The organism is bacterium, from assembly GCA_040754625.1.
Classification (GTDB): Bacteria; JACRDZ01; JAQUKH01; order JAQUKH01; family JAQUKH01; genus JAQUKH01.
The window spans coordinates 1-18,315 of sequence record JBFMCF010000059.1; the positions used below are offsets into that span (position 1 = coordinate 1).

Consider the following 18,315-nt stretch of genomic DNA (forward strand, 5'->3'; position numbering starts at 1 on the left):
TTACCAGGATAAACTGTTCATAGCTTGTAAGTTGTTTCACGAAAGCTCCTCCTTTTTCCAAAGATTTCTCTCTGGAGGAGCTTTTCGTCTTCTTCGGGCTATATATTAAAGGATTTCAACAGAACCTTTACGAATAACTTTAAAAAACCCAATAATAAACTCTCATGAAATTCATAAACCAGCCCGGCCTGTTTTAAATCCGCCTTCCCGGATAAAACAGGCAATTGTTCAGTATAAAAAACCGCAAACGATATTATTACGAATATCAGCGCTTTAATCTTCGGCTTGTATTTCCTGTATTTTAAATTATGTGTATTTTCATCTTCTTTATGCTGATAATTTTCCGGCTTTTCTTTACGAATTTCTTTTATCTCAATACTGACAATTATACCTATCAGAACCAATCCCAGCCAGTTTAAATAATACGCCACCGGTATTTCAGTTTCCAGAATTAACGCCAGACTCGTCTCTATCATCTGTTATTTCCCAAGTGCCGGAACACTAAAAGTATTCCGCTGTGATTTTTTCAACAATATGCAGGGGGAATTTTGGAAATGCTCCAAAAAATATTATACAAAATGTCAAAATCAAAATAGGAATCATCATCCAGAGATTTTCCCCCTTTATTTCCTTTGACATTGCCTCGCTTAAGTTTATTTCTTCAATTTGTTTATATCCAAACCAACCCCCGATTATAATAGGAGAATAGTAAACAAGATTTAATAAACTACTGACTAATAAAACCAGGAGAGAAATAACACCTGTGCCTGTATGAAAAATACCGAGTTTCTCAGCCTCCAGTGCCCCGAGCGCAAGAAACCATTTACTGACAAATCCGTTAAAAGGCGGGAGTCCGATTATTGAAAGAGCGGAAATAGTAAAACATAAAGTTGTCAGAGGCATTTTTCTTCCTATCCCGGCCAAATCGGGAATATTGCGCATGCCCGTATTATGGATAAAGAGTCCTGCACAAAGAAATAGATTGCTTTTAATAAGGGCATGATTGAAAATATGCAGGAATGCCCCGGTTAACCCCGAAGGAGAAAGTAAAACCGCTCCCATAATGATATATCCAATCTGGGCAATACTGGAATAGGCGAGCATTCTTTTAATATCAATCTGGGTTAAAGCTACTGCTGAACCGAATAAAATAGTCATTAATGCCAAAATTAAAATGTTGCTCATCAATATAGTATGAAAATTGCCTAAAACTTCTTCTCCGATAATATTATAGATAATCTTGATAATTCCATAAGCGCCTGCTTTTATCATTACTCCTGAAAGAAGGGCTGATGACGGTGTGGGTGCGACCGGGTGAGCGGATGGCAGCCATATATGGAACGGGAAAAGTCCGGCTTTAATGCCAAAACCGATAATAAATCCCCAAAAAATATAAGGGAATGAGGGATGATTTTTTAAACCGACACCAATCAATGAAAGATCTCCCGTTCCCGCAAAATTATAAGTGGCAATAATAACAAGCAGGAGGGACATCCCTCCTATAATGCCGCAGAAAATATAAAGGAGCCCCGCCTTTAAAGAAGAAGGTGTTTGTGTGTGGAATATCAAGACGGAAGATGCAACTGTCAAAAGTTCAAAAAAGATGTATAATGTAAACAAGTTACCGCTAAAGACTATTCCAAGCATTCCGCTTAATGAAAGGAGAGAAAAAACATCATATCTGCCGATGGCTTCATCTTCTTTTTGATATTCAACTGCGTAGATACTCGATAAAGTCCAGATAAAACTGGAAATAATTCCCATAAAGTAATTGAGGTTATCTACACTAAACTTGAGTTCGATATCCAATCCGCTGAACAGCGAAAGCTCTATAATATGCCCGCCGAAAACGTACGGATAAAGAGGCATTATAAGGAAAAAATCCAGAGCACAAATAACAGCCGTAATATAATGAGTTACCCGCTTTGGGAGAAAAGGCGCTGAAATAAAACAAACCGCAGGGGAAAGTATCGCTATTAATGGAATATAATTAATTAACATAGTTTTTTCCCGCCCAGGGGAGGCCTCATTTTAACATCAATAACTCTGCCGCCGCCTTATGCGACAAAACGTAAGGCAGTGAGCCTATAAATCCGAATGTAAATGACAAAATTGTAACCACAACCAAAGGCAGCAGCATATTTAACGGGGCTTCCAGGCCCCCTTTTTCCTGCAATAGTGTTTTTTCCGCCAGTGCTGTAATTTCTTCCCTAACGCCAAAATAGGCATAAAGTATCGGCGGGAGAAAATAAGCAAGTTCTATAACCGTATTAATTAAAAAGACTATGGCAAGAACCGGTTCATTAATTAAAAGATGCCCCTTAACCAGGTTCCACTTGCTTATCCATCCTGCCATAGGCGGAAGCCCGACAATGCCAAGTGCGCCAATTACAAAACAGGCCATAGTGACAGGCATTTCTTTTGAGATTTCTGATAATTGCGAAATCCTGGTTTTTCCTTTAAAAGTGATAATCATTCCTACAGCGTAAAATAAACTGATTTTCATAATTGAATGGTACATAATATGAACCAATCCGCCTGTAAGTGTGTAATAATTAAGTGATGCCGCACCGAGAACAACATAACCGAGCTGGTTAATAGTCGAATAGGCTAAAAGTTTTTTCAATTGCCGCTGTCTTAATGCAATGACAGCCGCACCTAAAATAGTAACCACACAGCCAAGCGCAAGCACAGTATTTAAATGCAGTTTAAGGAATAAGTCTTTACCGAATATATCATAAATCATTCTGATAAGCCCGTAAGTGCCGACATTAACAACCGCCACGGCATGAAGCAGGGCGCTGATTGGAGTCGGCGCAACCATGGCCCGGGGAAGCCATGCATGTAATGGAACAAGCGCACCTTTAACGCCAAAACCGGCTGTAAATAGAATAAAAAGGAGATAAAGCACTGCTTTATTCTGTCCGGCTAAACCCGGAATTCCGCCTGGAGTAAATTCAATCTGCCCGGCCGTCAGGCTATGGGTAATAAAACAACCAAAAAGAATCATTGCCCCGCCGGATAATGTATATACCAGATACATTATTCCTGACCTTGACGCTTCTTCTGTTTCTTCATGGATAACCAATGGGAATACACTTATTGTCAATAATTCATAAAACACAAAAAGGGTAAAAAGATCCGCCGCAAATATTATCCCTATAGCAGCGCCTTCACAAAATGATAAGGATGTGTAATAACGTCTTAAACTATGGCTTTTTCCCATATAACCGATAGAATATGAGTTGGTAAATATCCATAAAAAAGTCACCACCATAGCAAGAAGAATAGAAAATACATCAACCTTAAAGCCTAAATTAAAAAAGGTTGTTTGTAGAAGGATAAACGGCGGAAGGCTTTGTTTCAAAACCAGAGGCATAATGAAAACAACCACTGCAAAATCAAATATGCTGGCGATAAACAGAAAAATATAACGCAGTGTGTATCTTTTTTCACCGCAAAGGAATATCAAAAATGAAATTATAATAGGGACAATTACCGGCAAAAAAATAAGCATATTTTATACCTTTGCAGGGGCGAGGTAATCTCGCCCCTACCTCCATAAAAACTCCACACCCGGGCTTATAATCTTCAAAAGAAGATCCGAACCGAACCCGAAAAATAATACGGCAAATGCAAGAATTACAATTGGGATATAGATACTTTTCGGCAATTCCTCCCTGTCAGTATCCGTTTCCGGGACGGATGATGTTCCCCCTGTAAAAAAGTACATCTTCCCGACGACCCGAAAATAGTAAATTGCATTTAGTAAACTCCCCAACAGAAAGATTACGGAAACCGGCAAAAGTCCAGCCTTTATAGTTGAAATTCCAAGTATCCACTTGCTGAAAAATCCGCTCATCGGAGGAATTCCAACCATCCCTAAACTTGCCGCTGTAAAGCAGGCACATGTAGCAGGCATTTTGAAGCCAAGGCCTGTTAATTCATTTATCTCTGTAAGTTTTGTCTTATAAATAATCGCTCCTGCTGATAAAAATAGGGCTGATTTCATTATAGAATGATTAAAAAGATGAAGTACTGCTCCTGTTAAACCATCTTTGCTGAAAAAGCCTATTCCAATCAAAATATAACCCATTTGAGAAATTGTTGAAAAGGCGAGCATTCTTTTCAGATTTTTCTGGCCTATGGCGAATATTGAACCGGCAATAGATGTAACCCCGCCGATAAATAAAATAAGAACAGGAAACATATCTCCGTATAAACCGTTCTGAATTTTGAACACGGAAAAGTAAAAACGAATAATTAAGAATATCCCGGTAACTTTTACGACTAATCCGGAAAGCATAGCACTGATGGAGGAAGGGGCTTTTGAATGTGCGTCCGGCAGCCATGCATGTACCGGAACAAAAGCGCTCTTTATACAAAAGCCGACGGTAAATAATCCGAGTGCGGCAAATATTAAATAACGATAGGATGATAAAAATGCGCCCGGTTCGGATTGTAAAATTCTTTGGACCTGGATTGAGGCGTAGGCCATATTCAGTGTGCCTGTTGCGCTGTATAAAAGCCCTATTCCAAAGACAATAAAAATACTTGCCAGGGCACTTATTAGTAAATATTTAAATGCCGCCTCAATTGCCTCTGATTCTCCGTTAATAGAAACCAGGGCATAGGAACTTAGGCTTGCAACCTCATAAAAAACATAGAAATTAAAAATATCTCCCGTGAGGCAGACTCCCGACATGCCTGCTGTCATCAAAAGAAATAATGTCCAATAAAGCCCCCTTTTTTCCGCTATTATATAATTTAAAATATATTTTGATGAATAAATTGCAACTAAAAATGAGATAAAATTTACGAGAACCAGGATAAACCCGCCGATAATATCGGTCTGTATAACAATACCAATCGGTTCCCCTGTAGGAAGGGCTGTTTTTCCGCTCCACGAAAAACCAACAAAATATTCAAAAACTTTTAAAGGAGAAACATAAATCCCATAAAGAAGGATACAGGAATACACAAAACTAAAAAAGGTCACGGATAATGCCAGCGGTTCAACCAATTTTTTAAACCAGCGGTCAAAAATCGGCGACAGGAAGGCTCCTGATATAAGGATGACCGGAATTAGAACCTGTAAATGAGAGCCCATAGTCGCTTTGCTCCAGTTAAAAGTGTAAAGTTAAAATAAAAAATCTTTAACTTTTTAACCTCTTAATTTCTTTATCTTTGATGTATCAAGTGTCCCGTAATGTTCATACAATTTTACTGCCAGTGACAAGGCAAAGGCCGTTACACTTACACTTACTACAATCGCTGTAAGTATTAATCCTGTCGGAATCGGATTGATCATAACTTCTTTGCCTGTTTTTACATCAGCAATATTCATAATAACAGGAGATCTTCCCCAATATTTAATATTTTCTCCAAATCTGGCATCTCCCAGCGCAATAAAAAAAAGATAAACAGACGTTTCAATAATATTCAACCCGATAAGTTTTTTAATTAGATTTGTCTTTGTTGCAACACCATAAAGGCCGATACAAAAAAGAATAATGGCAAAAATAAAGTCTACATTGGCAATGATTTTTGTCAACATGAAACCTCTTCTTTTTCTTCATACTTAAAGGCAAAAAATAAACGGATCATCGTGCTTGACACATTCATTCCGATACCGATATTGATTCCAAAAAGCGTTCCTGCGCTTAATAAAACCCCCGGCTGTCCTATTGGAGGGATGCCGGCAACCTTGTTCGCCAGAAAATTATAACCGAAAATTATTCCCAGAAGCCCTATGGCCGCGTAGATACTTGTTCCCAGGCTATTGGTTACTTTTATAACATCTTCCGGGACATAATGTAAGGCCTTTTCCCGTCCGAAAACTATTGCATATATAATAAATCCCGCGCCGATCACAACCCCGCCCTGGAAGCCGCCGCCCGCTGAAAGATGCCCGTGTAAGATAATATAAATCCCAAACAATAAAATAAAAGGCACCATCCTTCTCGAGATATCCGATACATTTATGCTTAGTTTCCGGTATTCGCTTATACTAAATCCTTTTCCCGAATCAAAACCCAAAACGGACAGAACGCATATTATGGCGGTAAAAAGCACTGTAGCCTCGTACAACGTGTCATAACCCCGGTAATCCAATATCATCGCACAAATGGCGCTCATCGCGTTGGAGTCGGAAACGGCATTTTTATTATAATAAAGGGCCGCTGATTGTCCTGTTTTGGGAATGTTTTCAACGGCAGTTTGCGGATTAATATATCCCGCGTAACTCGGAAGCCTTGGGTCACCCACAGGCGAAAGATGCAACACTACTATAATCATAAAAAAACCAAACAGGATAAAACACGCAGGGACAAGCATCTTTTTCATTTATCCTCCTTTCGTGTGGTCTTTGCCAGGGCGGAAATAAAAAGTATGGTTGTAACTCCCGCACCTACCGCGGCTTCAGTCATGGCTACATCAGCCGAACGAAGTATCAGGTAAGTTACGCACATGCAGAAACTATAGGCGCTGTATACTATCACAGAGGCAAACAAATCTTTCAGGATTATAGCGGCCAGCGCCGTTACTACCAGAAAAATCAGGATAATTATATGAGATATCATGACCATGTCCATAGTCGCTTTGCTCCAGTAATTAAGTTTGTAAAGTTATAATGTTTTAAAGTTACTATTTTTTATTTTATGAACTTTACAACTTTCAACTTTATAACTCCTTCTCTTTCTTCTCTGATAAATAACTCTCTGTTGTTCCGTCCGTAAAAGGCATCTTTTTGTAAAAAGATACCCGCAATATCGCGTGAATGACTATGGGATTGGAAAAAAGCATAAAAAACAGGATAAGCAGAATTTTTAAGCTCTGGATTGGATTTATCGTAATCCAATAAAGCCAGACACCGGATAATGTAAGGAGAAAACCGGGACTGTCGCCCTTTCCGGAAACATGCCCACGGTTGTAAAGATCAGGCATCCTGATTACGCCAATTGTTGCAGTGATAAAAAAGAAAAGACCCGAAAAAATTAAAATAGATGCCAGAATCCGGCAAAATGTCTCAAAAAATCCCAATATCATTTTTCCATCTCCATATATTTAACTATGGCAATGCTCGTAATAAATGCAAGCATTGCATATAAAAGGGCAATATCAAAAAATCCTGTTTCATTAAACAATGCCCCGATAAAGACAATCATAACAGTTGTTTTTGTGCCTATAAGATTAATTCCGATTATCCTGTCCGGGATTGTCGGCCCAATAACCGCCCGGTACATGCAGAAAAAAATTGTTATTGACAAGATCATCATTGCAAACTTAAGAACCAGACTGAATTCAATCATTTTGTCTCCTAAAAGTTAGTTTTTACCTTCATCCTTCAAGACTATTTATATATTTTCTGTATCCTCTCGACAAATCCTTTACCTTCCTGCATATCCTTCACTGCGTCCTGGCTGATACAATGAACCAGAAATCTGCTTCCGTCTTTTGTCTTTTTCACATCTACCGTAATAGTTCCGGGTGTCAGGGTGATAGAATTGCCATTAAGTGTAATCAACCAATCATCCTTCAGAGATGTGTCAATTTCAACAATACCGGGTGATATCAGAAGTTTCCGGCGCATAATCCTGCGCGCGACATCTATCCCTGCCAGAATAATATCGGCCGATAATCTCAGCCAATACAAAAAAAGGCGGTAAACATATTTAAAATTAAAAAGGGATGTTTCTTCTGTTACGAGAAACATCCCTTTGGTTACTTTGGCAAGAAAAACCGACAAAGCCGCGCCTATTACAAAATGCTCCGCCATGTTAATCCAGAAATTTTCCGATTTTAAATCTGCCGGAAAACTTAGAATCATCCAAAAAATAAAGAGAAACAATGCCGGTCGAAGCAGAATATCCATTTCTTTCGATCTTTTGGACATAATTTTTCCTTAGTCCATTTTTTTAGCTAAAAAGGGCCTGACATATATCGGTGACGGATAAACTGTTTTTTTAACCTTTTTCTTTTTAATGTTCCTGTATGCCAGCAATGCTATATTGTGAGCCCTGGGAAGATACTTGTCCCGCAAAATGAACGCTTTTTCTCCGAAAATACCGATAATATAATTTTCAAATCCTTTTGTTTCTCCCAAAAAAGCTATACAGCCCGGTATCTTATCTTTTCGGAATGTTTTCAAAAATTCATTAATTGAAACATACTGATATTTGCTTACACGTTTCAATTTATTATTTTTGATAATATAAACAGCGGCATAGACATTTTCATCCTTGCTTAATATCAAAGGACAAATATAGTTGATTTTTTTTAAATCCAAATCCGAATCCCATATATTTTCAGCAAGGGCGTCGAGTGTGGCTGCGCCCACCAGGGGGATATTCAAGGCAAGGCTTAATCCCTGCAAAGTGCTTAAACCAATCCTGGTTCCTATAAAAGAACCGGGCCCGGTTGAAGCCGCAAGGTAATCCAAATCTTCTAATTTAACACACGACTTTTTTAAGACTTTGTCTATAGCCTTTAAGAGATGCGCGGAATGCGATTTAACTTCATGATTAATCTCTGTTATGTTGCCGTTATCATAAACGGCAACACTTTCAATTAAACCCGTTGTTTCAACTGCCAGGATTTTCACCCAATCATTCCTTTCTTTCTTAGAATCTTTTAGTTACTGATATTCCATGTTAGCCGCGCATGAAGCTGAATATTATTTTATATCACGACTTATCCATTTTTGCCCCATCAGCTTGAAAACAATCCGGCGGGTAGTTTCATTAATATGTGAAAAATATATTTCAATCCTGTTGTCCGGTAAAAAATTTTTCAACTTATCCGCCCACTCAATAATCGTTACTCCTTTGCCGTAAAAATATTCCTCGAAACCCAATATTTCCAGTTCATTTTCATCTTTTAAACGATACAGGTCAAAATGATATACAGGGTGTTTCCCCTTGTATTCGTTAATAATTGTAAAGGTGGGGCTTATAATATATTTAGCCGGTACGCCCAGTCCGCGGATTAACCCTTTTGAAAAACAGGTTTTCCCTGCGCCTAATTCTCCTATAAGACAAATGATATCTCCCGGGTAGATTGATTTTGATAATTCTTTAGAAATAAATTCAGTGTCTTTTACGCTCTTGCTGATAAAGGTAAACATTAGATCAAACCTTCTGTTTCATCAAATCCAAACATAAGGTTCATATTCTGGACAGCCTGGCCGGAAGCGCCTTTAATAATGTTGTCTATGGTTGAAGCTATTATCAAGACATTGTTTTGCTTGTCAATCTCAAAACCTATATCGCAAAAATTCGTGCCTGAAACATTCAATATTTCAGGATAACCGTTTTCATAAATTCTTATAAACTGTTCATTTCTGTAGAAATCCCTGTAGATTTCAATAATGTCTTTTTTGGTGAATTTTTTATCCAGGTGATGCGAACTTATCGCGAGTATCCCTCTGTCAAACGGGGCGAGGCATGGAATAAAAGTTATTTTTATCTTTTCGCCGGCTAATTCGCCAAGAGTAAGTTCCATTTCGGGTGTATGCTGGTGGGTCCCGGGTTTATAAATCTTCAGATTGCCGTAAATATCTCCGAAAAGGTTAAAATTCTCTTTATATATCCGTCCCGCGCCTGATACACCGGAAAAAGCGTTGACTACTATCCGTGTTTTTATTATATTATTTTTAATTAAGGGGGCAAGAGATAAAATTACGGCTGTCGGGTAACAACCGGGATTTGCCGTTAAACTGCTTTTCTTGATTTTGTTCCTGTTAAGCTCTGGTAAACCGTAAACGGCTTTTGACAATAGTTCAGGAATACTGTGATTTGTCCCGGGATACCATTTTTTATAATAGGATATCTCAGGCAGCCTGAAATCCGCGCTTAAATCAATAATTTTTATTTTTGAAGAAATTAATTCCTTTACAGCCTCGCTTGCTTTTCCATGGGGCCGCGTTATGAAAATACAATCACATTCTTCTTTGATTTTTTGCATGGACGGCGCGCTGAACAAAAGAGCTGTCAAATTCTTAAATGAAGGCCATACTGAACTTACTGTTTTTCCCTGGTATGTTTCTGAATGCAGTATATTGACCTTGATTTTTTTATGTTTCAGCAGTATTTTTAATAATTCTTCCGCTGTCAAACTGCCCGCGCCGATTATCCCGACTTTTATCATCATAGTCTCCTGTAATGCAAAATTCTACCACAGGCTGTCTTTTTAGGCAATAAAAATTGGGCCCAAACAAATTGGGGCAGATTATAAGACCTGCCCCTGTGATGTTGATGATACTATATTATTATTTCTTTTTCCTGCCCGCTTTTGCCTTTTCCAATTCGGTTTTCAGCTCTTCATTGGCTTTTGTAAGTTCTTCAATTTTAGCAGTCAGCTCTTTTACCTGGGTGTCCGCCGCGGTTTTTTCAGTATTTAAAGTTTCTACCTGCTGTTTAAGGCTCGCAATCTCTTCTTCCAATTTTTTCGTATTGCATGAAGATAACATTGGAGATATCAAAAGCACTGCTATGAGCAGTTTCATCATGTTCTTTTTCATTTTTTAATCGCCCCCTTTCTCTTGATCTATACGAAATAAGGCATTCTACTACCAAATTAAACACAAAGCAAGAAAAAAATGTGCTATTATAAACTATAAGTTTTTGGTTTGACAATCCAGATGGTATTGGATAGAATATGATAGATTAATAATAAATTTTGAGTTCTGCAGAATTTTTTTAAAAGTCATTTTTCATCTCTTTCGCTAACGCTCTCATAGCAAGCGCAACTACGTCGCTTATGTCGGGAATGCCCTTCCGGAATTCTCTCATCCGCCTAAGGCGGATTCGGTCAGTTCCGGCTTTCCCAACATAGACTCCTATTTGCGCTAAGCTATTACCGCTAATGCTCTTTCGATAAAAAATGACTTTTGAAAATAAAAAATTTGAAAAACTCAACTGATAATTTAGGATAAAATGTGAAAACCTGGAAAAAAGAAGGTGTAGATTTAATTGCCGACTGTGTCCACGGGACGGTCAGGCTGACCGTCCCTGTTGATGAAAAAGAGGCGACAGAAAAGGACCTGCTTGATTCATTATGGGTGCAGAGGCTAAAACAGATCCATCAGCTTCAAAGCGCATGGTGGGTTTACCCCTCTGCGGAACATACAAGGTTCCAGCATTCAATCGGAGTTATGCATCTTGGCGAAATTTTCGCGAAAACTTTATACCCATCGCTTAAATCGGTTATAGGCCCTGATTGCCCGTCCCAGAATTTTATAGAATCGCTTTTGCGGATCACAGGGCTCCTTCATGATGTAGGACACGGCCCTTTTTCCCATTTTTTTGATGAGAATTATTTGAGCAGGTTTGGCGAAATTACCCATGAAGATGTCGGCCAAAAAATTATTACAATGAAGCTCGGGGAAATAATAAAAAGAATCCGCAGAAGTCCTTCCGGAAAATTTTCGCAGGGTGAAGTTATTAATCCGGAATATGTTGCTTTTTTAATAAAAAAAGGCACTAAAACAAAGGTCAAAATTCCCCGCTGGCTGAGATTCCTGAGCCCGCTTTTTAACGGAATATTCACAATGGATAACTTTGATTATGTATGCCGCGATGCCTATATGTCAGGGCTGAATATCGGGTCGGTCAATATTGAACGGGTGCTTTTTTATTCCTACTATTCACAAAAAGGTTTTACCCTGCATAGAAAAGGGCTCTCGGAGATTAGAAGGTTCCTTCAGGCAAGATACCATCTTTATGAAAATTTATATTATCACAGGACTACAAGGGCGATTGATCTGTACCTGGAAGATGTTTTTCATCCGACGGTAAAACTTATTTATGATAAAAATCCATTGGAAGATTTAGATGGTTATTTGTTCCTTACCGATTGGTCTTTGATTACTTCCGCGGTATCATGGGTTTTTTCAGGAGACGAAGAAAAAAAGAGATTGGGTGAAAAATGGAGCAATATCCTTGGAAGAAAAATAAAATGGAAACTCGCGGTTGATGAAATTTATGAATACAGGGAAAGATTAGGCGGTTTCAGAATGCTTGAAAAAGGCGATTTTGAAAAAGGACTTAGAGATATGATCGGTAAAAAAGTGGATTTTCGTATAGATGTCGCTTCACTGGACCCGCGGCCTGAAAATCCTGAAAAGATGGGTGACTGCCAGATTTTCATTTATGACCCGCTGGCTAAAAACAAAATTTCAAAAGAAAAATTAAGTTCAGCGATTAAAGATATTCCTTTCAGGGCAAACCGTTTCAGGGTTTATATTGATAACCTTAAAAATAAAAATGTAATAAGAAACGCTGTTGAAAAATTAATGGCGAAAGAACAAATTGCATCGGTGAGCAGTAATATATAATTTGAAAAATATATTGCGTATTTATTGAAAAATTAATATAATAAAGCATAAAAGGAGTTTTATTGTGCATCATGAACGCCGTATCCACCGGAGGGTTAAATGCCCGGCCTCGTTTCGGGTAAAAATAGAGGAATATCCTGAGATTGTTGGTCAGGTGGTAAATCTTTCCATGGGAGGAATTACTTTCATTTTTCCCGAAAAATTACAACGCAGGGCAGTCCTTAATTTTATAATTACCTGTCCGAATACTCCGTTTGATTTGGATATTCGGGGTGAGATTATATGGAGCAGGAATTTTCTGGAAAAAAATAGTTTTATATCAGGTGCCGTTTTTCCGTATCTTTCTGAAGAGGAGATTTCTCATCTGCGAAGAGTCATATCCGTTTTTTCTTCAGAAATTGAACATGACCGCCGTAAAAAGGAAAGGCGGCAGGTTCAACGCCAGGTTTCAAAAGAAAGAAGAAAGGTTGAAAGAAGAAAGAAAAACAAATCATAATCCCGGATTTTACTGAATCTCCATCTCCACAAAATCTTTAGTTACAGATATGACTTTCAAAACAACATTCTCGACCTGCGATTCCATTTCTCTGACAATTACGGAAGCGTTTTCAATATCGGTTTCGAGTTTTAACTTTGCTGTCTCGTTAGTGAAACTTGTTATGGTTGTGTTTTTTATTTCAGTTATGTCTTCCATACCCCTCATTATTGCGTTTAACTGGTTTATGGTGCTCACATTTTTAATAAGCATGGTTATATAATTGAACTTTTTAAGCCTCTCTTCCAAAACTTTGGAGACATCTTCGCCGGCAAGCGATGCGGCGCGTTTCAATGCTTCCTTTGCCGCCGCGTCTCTTGTAATTCCAAGCCCTCCGCTTGAAAAAGAATTGCTGTAAATCAAAGCCGACTCGCTTATTTTAATTATCTTAAAAGAAATGCTGGCGTTATAGGAGATTAAGTTTCCCATCACATTTTCTTTGAAAAGGGTGGCTGATGATTTTCCCGTCACAAGAACATCCGATTTAAATGTTTCTCCGAGTTTTTTTTGCCCCTCGGGGTTACCGGCTAAATCATGGAGCAGGGCTTTGTCCCGGGTATTTACCTGGCCCAGTTTATAATTTCTGCTGAGTAATTTGTCCGATATAACATTTTCGCTGACTTTGTCTTCGTTGTTAATATCATCTATCCTGTCTTCGATTATGACGGCAAAGTTGAGGCTGGACGGAACCCGTGGGGGGCGGTTTAGTCCCGCGTCACTTAAATCCTTGTTTATCTCCTCGATTTTAACCACGGCCTCAATTTTTGTTTTATACAGGTTGTCCTGCGCGCCCTCGGATAATATTTTATATTTTTTGATATACCCGCCGGTTTTAGAAAGAATTTTCTGCTCTACAAGCATTGATTTTTCAACGCGGGTTGTGGCGTTGACATATACACCGACTGCCATTTCAACAGCGTTTTTCTGGGCGTCGGAGAGCGCGCGTTTTTTAGCGCTTACAATATCGTTATTTTTTATATTAACGATACCTTCGGCCTCAACTACGGCGATTTCCTCTTTTTCTTCACCGGTTTTTGCCGGTTCCTGTTTATATGGCCTGGATGAACCGCAGGCGGATAAGATAAAAACTAAAGTAATTATTAAAAAAATATTTTTCAAAAAACCCCCTTTTATTCCCCCTTATCAGGGGGAATACAAACCTCCGAAATAATATACTCCCCTGATAAGGGGAGACAGAGGGGTTATTTAAAATTCATTTTTAACATCTGCGCAAGCCTTTTTTTGGAAAGCCTTAAAGTTACTACACACCCGTCATCCGCGGTCCATTCTGTTTTTACAACTTCAGCGCCCTTGACGGATTCATTAACCTTGACAGAAATCTCCGAATTTGTTTCCATAGCCTTGGACACGGTAATCCCGCCTTCCACCTGCAGTCCTTTTATTATGCTTACCATTTCATATTGGGCCAGGGCGATAGCTGCATTCCGGCTTGTTGACATTCTTTGTGTTTTGTTGTCAATTTTCTGGTCTGCCGCGCCTATGCCGATAGATTGGATGAAATCTTTATGCTGTGTTTCTCCTTCCAGGGTTGATTGCAATTCCCCGCCCTTGACATGGGTTTTAACCCCTGAACCGCAGGATATCTGGCTGAAAATTAAAACAACTCCTCCCAATACAACGAATAATTTTTTCATTTTTTTCCTCCAACGCCCCGCAAGTGGGGAGTTAATTTTTATATTGTTAAATTTTACACCTTAAACGGCAAGTGTCAAGAAAATTAAAACACGAAATGTTCTTGACCAAATCCCGCTGTATATTATAATTAAAGTGTCATGGTGTTTCAATAATTTGTGTTGATAAAAGGAAAATTCATGGAGCCATTATTAACAAAACCGGCAAATTTTATAAAAAGAATGAGTATCTATTTATTTATTGTCTGGACAATATTGATATTTTGCTCTTTATTTATAAATGTTTATAGATACTATATCGGCACAATAAAAGAAGTATCAATTGAAGCAAGGACAGATTACGAACAAAATGTTCACATAAGAAAACTAATGACAGACCTGGGAGGATTTTACGCGCCTGTTGAAAAAGTGCCGCCTAACCCGTATTTGGATGTTCAGAATAGAGAAATAAAAACTACAGATGGTAAAGTTTTTACACTGGTTAATTCAGCGTATATGATGAGGATAATATTTGAAAAAATAAGAGAGAATTCAAAAAATCTTAAAATGAATAAATTAACAAGCTTGAAATATATAAATCCCGTCAATAAACCGGATGAATGGGAATATAAGGGCCTGTTGGAATTAGATAAAGGCAGGGACGAAGTAATCGAAATTGTAAAGTTAAACAAAGAGCCTTATCTAAGGCTGCTTAAGCCTTTTATAATTGAAAAAAGTTGTTTGCAGTGCCATGAAAAGCAGGGTTATAAAATTGGCGATGTCAGGGGCGGAATAAGTATATCAGTTCCAATGAAGCCTTATTTTGAAAATGGGGCTAATAGCCGGAATCTTATAATAATGACACATTTGATAATATGGATATTGATTTCTTATGGTATTTATTTAACGGCAAAGACAGAGATGCGTAACATAACGCTTTATGAGGAAACAAGGGATTTATCACTGCATGACGCCTTGACTGGTCTCGCTAACAGGCGGCTTATGGATATCAATTTTGAGATATTTATTTCCAGGGCAAAAAGATACGGCAATAAATTGTCTGTAATTTTGCTCGATATCGATTATTTTAAAAAATATAATGATACTCAGGGGCATGACGCCGGGGATACCCTGTTACGCAAAATATCCGGGATTATTCAAAATGAGGTCCGTAATATCGATCTTGTTGTAAGATACGGCGGTGAAGAATTTTTGGTTATTTTACCTGACACCGGGGAGCTTGAAACTTTTGAGATAGCGGAAAGGATAAGAAAAAGCATTGAAACAACAACAGAGATCACTATCAGTCTCGGGTTATCGTCTCTCGACGCAAAAACATATTCAAAAGAAGATATCATAAAAAAAGCGGATAAGGCATTATATGCCGCGAAACGTAATGGGCGCAATAGGATTGAGGTAAGATAGGGGAAACTATAAAATTCTTGACCAAATTCGATGATATATTATAATTAAGATATAAATTTGGCATAAGAATTTTTTATGGAGGATTAACGATGTTAAAAATAAAGTTATTTTTAGTTATTGCTGTCGTCTTATATTTTACCGGATTTATTAAGGCTGTGTCAGGTGAAGAAGCGGAGGCTCAGCAAGCTTCACAAAAGCAATTTTTGATCAGTTTAGATATTACTGACGGTTCGCGCGTAGTTGGCGCGCCGTCTGGTTTTTCGGTCAAATTAAATACTTTGTTTGCTGAATTGGATATTCCATGGAAAGAGATACAATCCGTTGAATTAAAAGATGATAATGAAACAGTATCTGTTAAATTTCGAAATGGAGACAGGCTGACGGGAACTTTATTTTTAAAATCAATTGAACTAAAAACTGTGTTTGGAGAAGTGTCTGTCGGGATCCAGCAAATCAAAAAAATAATTGTTCAAGCCGCGGGTATATTGTCAAGGGAAGGCCTGGCAGCGTATTATCCGTTTAACGGCAACGCGAATGACGAAAGCGGGAATGGGAATAGCGGGATTGTTCACGGGGCGGTTTTGGCAAAAGACAAGTTTGGAAATAATGATAGGGCGTATAGTTTTGACGGGATAGATGACAATATTGAGGTTCCGGATTCAGGCAGTTTAGATTTAACTAATACTCTAACAGTAACAATGTGGTTCAAACCAGGGGTTGATATAAAACCTGATAATCCTTACTATTACAGTTTATTGGTTAAATGGCATGGGACAGGCAGTCAATGGCGTACTGGTTATTTCATTCAACTCAAAGAAAAGACTATTGTGTTTGGACGGGGACATGGTGCCGGGAAATGGAGCCAGCTATATGGTACTGAACACACTTGGAATGCCGATGTGTGGTATCATGTTGCCATAACTCATGATATCTCTTTACTGGCTGGGAATGGGAAGATTTATATAAATGGCGTATTAGATTCCCAGGATAATGAAAAAAGGCCTCTGGATGTAAATACTCTTCCGTTGTTCATTAATGTTGACCCTTTCGAGTTATGGCACTCGCAAAACAGATATTTTAAAGGTGTAATTAATGAAGTCCGTATTTATAACCGTGCGCTTTCAGAGTCTGAAGTTAGAGAACTTTATGATATTGGGAAATAAACGAGTGAGTTTATCTGATTATGAAAAGGACAAGATGTCAAAAAAAACAAGATATTTATTAACCATTTTTCTGATAAGTGTTTTATGCGGATCTGCCGCAAGAGAGTCTTCATATTTGACTGAAGAAAATTTTAAAACCCCTTATTTATCTTTGAAATTAACGGATAACACAAAAATAAAGGGCAGGTCATCTCAATCAAAATTGCCTCTATTTATTTTATCAAGAAAAATAATGATTCCTTTGGAGCAGGTGTCAATTATACAATTTGACATTAATAGAGAAAATGCGATAATTAATTTTCAAAACGGCGATAGATTGACAACAGTTTTAGATGTAAATGATTTTGAAGTTGAAACTATATTTGGAAAAGTAAAAGTAAATATTAATCAAGTAAAAAAGATAATTGTAAGCAATAGAAGCAATATTCCTGAAGAAGGTTTAGTCGCCTATTATCCGTTTAACGGCAACGCGGATGATGAAAGCGGGAATGGGAATAATGGTATTGTCTATAGGGCAACACTAATAAATGATAGATTCGGGAATGGAAATAGTGCGTATAATTTTGATGGGAAAGATAATTATATAAGAGTTCCTAATAATCCTAATTTGAATATAAGCCCCAATGGTTTTACTGTCGGGTTATGGATTAAAGCAAAAATAACCCAATATAGTGGCGAAAGATATTATGCTGTAATAGATAAATCACATGGTGGCATTGATTTGACAGGTTGGGTACTGCAAGCCAATATTGATAACAATTCTTATTGTAATGGGGCTCTTAATGGATTATTTACTTTTTTCCCAGGAACTACTATTGATCCATGTGATAAATCAACAATCGCATGCTTTCCCGAAAAAGATGTGAGGGATGAAAAATGGCATTATATAACAGGTACTTATGATGGGCAAACAGCTAAAATTTATTTTGATGGTGTATTACAAAATACAACAATAGTTGGAAATAATCTTCCAAGCAATACAAGGGATCTGTTCATAGGGAGATGGTATAGAGGACGATATTTCAATGGTATTATTGATGATGTCCGTATCTATGATTATGCTCTTTCCGAGTCTGAAATCCAAAATCTTTATAACTCAGTTATTTGAGCCATCGGGGAGTTTTTTCAACCTTCACCGATGACTAATGATTTTATTTTCCATGTGGATTTATTTGCACGATAGGCTTGAAGTTGATACATTTGAATAGCAAGCCCCATCGCGGCAAA

Annotated in this window: 21 protein-coding genes; 5 read left to right on the forward strand and 16 right to left on the reverse strand. The window is 37.9% G+C overall.

The features are described 5' to 3' along the window. Positions 1-98 precede the first annotated feature (98 nt). The 14 genes from AB1498_04785 to AB1498_04850 all read right to left on the reverse strand — a co-directional run bounded on the left by AB1498_04785 (position 99) and on the right by AB1498_04850 (position 10,519). On the reverse strand, positions 99-476 hold the full coding sequence (locus AB1498_04785) for a hypothetical protein (protein MEW6087599.1): 378 nt from the start codon (positions 474-476) through the stop codon (positions 99-101). Positions 477-501: 25 nt separating this feature from the next. Next, entirely contained in the window at positions 502-2,001 is a 1,500-nt protein-coding gene (locus AB1498_04790; protein ID MEW6087600.1) for a proton-conducting transporter membrane subunit, read from the reverse strand. A 25-nt stretch (positions 2,002-2,026) separates the two neighbouring features. Beyond that, positions 2,027-3,517, reverse strand: a complete 1,491-nt coding sequence (locus AB1498_04795; protein MEW6087601.1) for a proton-conducting transporter membrane subunit — start codon at positions 3,515-3,517, stop codon at positions 2,027-2,029. A gap of 36 nt (positions 3,518-3,553) precedes the next feature. Further along, positions 3,554-5,110, reverse strand: a complete 1,557-nt coding sequence (locus tag AB1498_04800) for a monovalent cation/H+ antiporter subunit D family protein (protein MEW6087602.1) — start codon at positions 5,108-5,110, stop codon at positions 3,554-3,556. 54 nt (positions 5,111-5,164) lie between these two features. Continuing rightward, a complete protein-coding gene (locus AB1498_04805; GenBank protein MEW6087603.1) occupies positions 5,165-5,557 on the reverse strand; it encodes a cation:proton antiporter subunit C in 393 nt (130 codons plus the stop codon). Beyond that, a complete protein-coding gene (locus tag AB1498_04810; GenBank protein MEW6087604.1) occupies positions 5,551-6,345 on the reverse strand; it encodes an MnhB domain-containing protein in 795 nt (264 codons plus the stop codon). The genes AB1498_04805 and AB1498_04810 overlap by 7 nt, the downstream gene beginning before the upstream one ends. Beyond that, the gene (locus tag AB1498_04815; protein ID MEW6087605.1) at positions 6,342-6,593 is read right to left on the reverse strand and encodes a hydrogenase subunit MbhD domain-containing protein; all 252 of its coding nucleotides are present in this window, start codon (positions 6,591-6,593) and stop codon (positions 6,342-6,344) included. The genes AB1498_04810 and AB1498_04815 overlap by 4 nt, the downstream gene beginning before the upstream one ends. Positions 6,594-6,681: 88 nt before the next feature. After that, positions 6,682-7,047: a monovalent cation/H(+) antiporter subunit G gene (locus tag AB1498_04820; GenBank protein ID MEW6087606.1), complete on the reverse strand. Its 366-nt coding sequence runs from the start codon at positions 7,045-7,047 to the stop codon at positions 6,682-6,684. Further along, complete coding sequence (locus tag AB1498_04825; protein ID MEW6087607.1) at positions 7,044-7,310, reverse strand: monovalent cation/H+ antiporter complex subunit F; 267 nt, start codon at positions 7,308-7,310, stop codon at positions 7,044-7,046. Before AB1498_04825 ends, AB1498_04820 begins: the two co-directional genes overlap by 4 nt. Before the next feature lie 41 nt (positions 7,311-7,351). Beyond that, positions 7,352-7,894, reverse strand: a complete 543-nt coding sequence (locus AB1498_04830) for a Na+/H+ antiporter subunit E (protein ID MEW6087608.1) — start codon at positions 7,892-7,894, stop codon at positions 7,352-7,354. A gap of 9 nt (positions 7,895-7,903) precedes the next feature. Beyond that, a complete protein-coding gene (gene tsaB, locus AB1498_04835) occupies positions 7,904-8,602 on the reverse strand; it encodes a tRNA (adenosine(37)-N6)-threonylcarbamoyltransferase complex dimerization subunit type 1 TsaB (protein ID MEW6087609.1) in 699 nt (232 codons plus the stop codon). Positions 8,603-8,674: 72 nt separating this feature from the next. Next, entirely contained in the window at positions 8,675-9,124 is a 450-nt protein-coding gene (gene tsaE / locus AB1498_04840; protein ID MEW6087610.1) for a tRNA (adenosine(37)-N6)-threonylcarbamoyltransferase complex ATPase subunit type 1 TsaE, read from the reverse strand. Beyond that, the gene (gene argC / locus AB1498_04845; protein ID MEW6087611.1) at positions 9,124-10,149 is read right to left on the reverse strand and encodes an N-acetyl-gamma-glutamyl-phosphate reductase; all 1,026 of its coding nucleotides are present in this window, start codon (positions 10,147-10,149) and stop codon (positions 9,124-9,126) included. The genes tsaE and argC overlap by 1 nt, the downstream gene beginning before the upstream one ends. A gap of 118 nt (positions 10,150-10,267) precedes the next feature. Then, positions 10,268-10,519, reverse strand: coding sequence for a hypothetical protein (locus tag AB1498_04850; protein MEW6087612.1), 252 nt, complete (start codon positions 10,517-10,519; stop codon positions 10,268-10,270). 417 nt (positions 10,520-10,936) lie between these two features. Between AB1498_04850 and AB1498_04855 the strand changes: the two genes are divergently transcribed. Continuing rightward, entirely contained in the window at positions 10,937-12,334 is a 1,398-nt protein-coding gene (locus AB1498_04855; protein ID MEW6087613.1) for an HD domain-containing protein, read from the forward strand. 64 nt (positions 12,335-12,398) lie between these two features. Further along, complete coding sequence (locus AB1498_04860; protein ID MEW6087614.1) at positions 12,399-12,830, forward strand: PilZ domain-containing protein; 432 nt, start codon at positions 12,399-12,401, stop codon at positions 12,828-12,830. Between the two features lie 9 nt (positions 12,831-12,839). On the opposite strand, the gene AB1498_04865 is transcribed toward AB1498_04860, so the two are convergent. After that, positions 12,840-13,988: a hypothetical protein gene (locus AB1498_04865; protein MEW6087615.1), complete on the reverse strand. Its 1,149-nt coding sequence runs from the start codon at positions 13,986-13,988 to the stop codon at positions 12,840-12,842. A gap of 83 nt (positions 13,989-14,071) precedes the next feature. After that, complete coding sequence (locus tag AB1498_04870; GenBank protein ID MEW6087616.1) at positions 14,072-14,524, reverse strand: hypothetical protein; 453 nt, start codon at positions 14,522-14,524, stop codon at positions 14,072-14,074. Positions 14,525-14,701: 177 nt separating this feature from the next. On the opposite strand from AB1498_04870, the gene AB1498_04875 reads away from it, so the two are divergent. From AB1498_04875 to AB1498_04885, 3 genes are all read left to right on the forward strand, one after another. Continuing rightward, complete coding sequence (locus tag AB1498_04875) at positions 14,702-15,925, forward strand: diguanylate cyclase (protein MEW6087617.1); 1,224 nt, start codon at positions 14,702-14,704, stop codon at positions 15,923-15,925. A gap of 89 nt (positions 15,926-16,014) precedes the next feature. Then, the gene (locus tag AB1498_04880; GenBank protein MEW6087618.1) at positions 16,015-17,088 is read left to right on the forward strand and encodes a LamG domain-containing protein; all 1,074 of its coding nucleotides are present in this window, start codon (positions 16,015-16,017) and stop codon (positions 17,086-17,088) included. Further along, the gene (locus AB1498_04885; GenBank protein MEW6087619.1) at positions 17,072-18,196 is read left to right on the forward strand and encodes a LamG domain-containing protein; all 1,125 of its coding nucleotides are present in this window, start codon (positions 17,072-17,074) and stop codon (positions 18,194-18,196) included. Before AB1498_04880 ends, AB1498_04885 begins: the two co-directional genes overlap by 17 nt. The last annotated feature ends 119 nt before the right edge of the window (positions 18,197-18,315 follow it).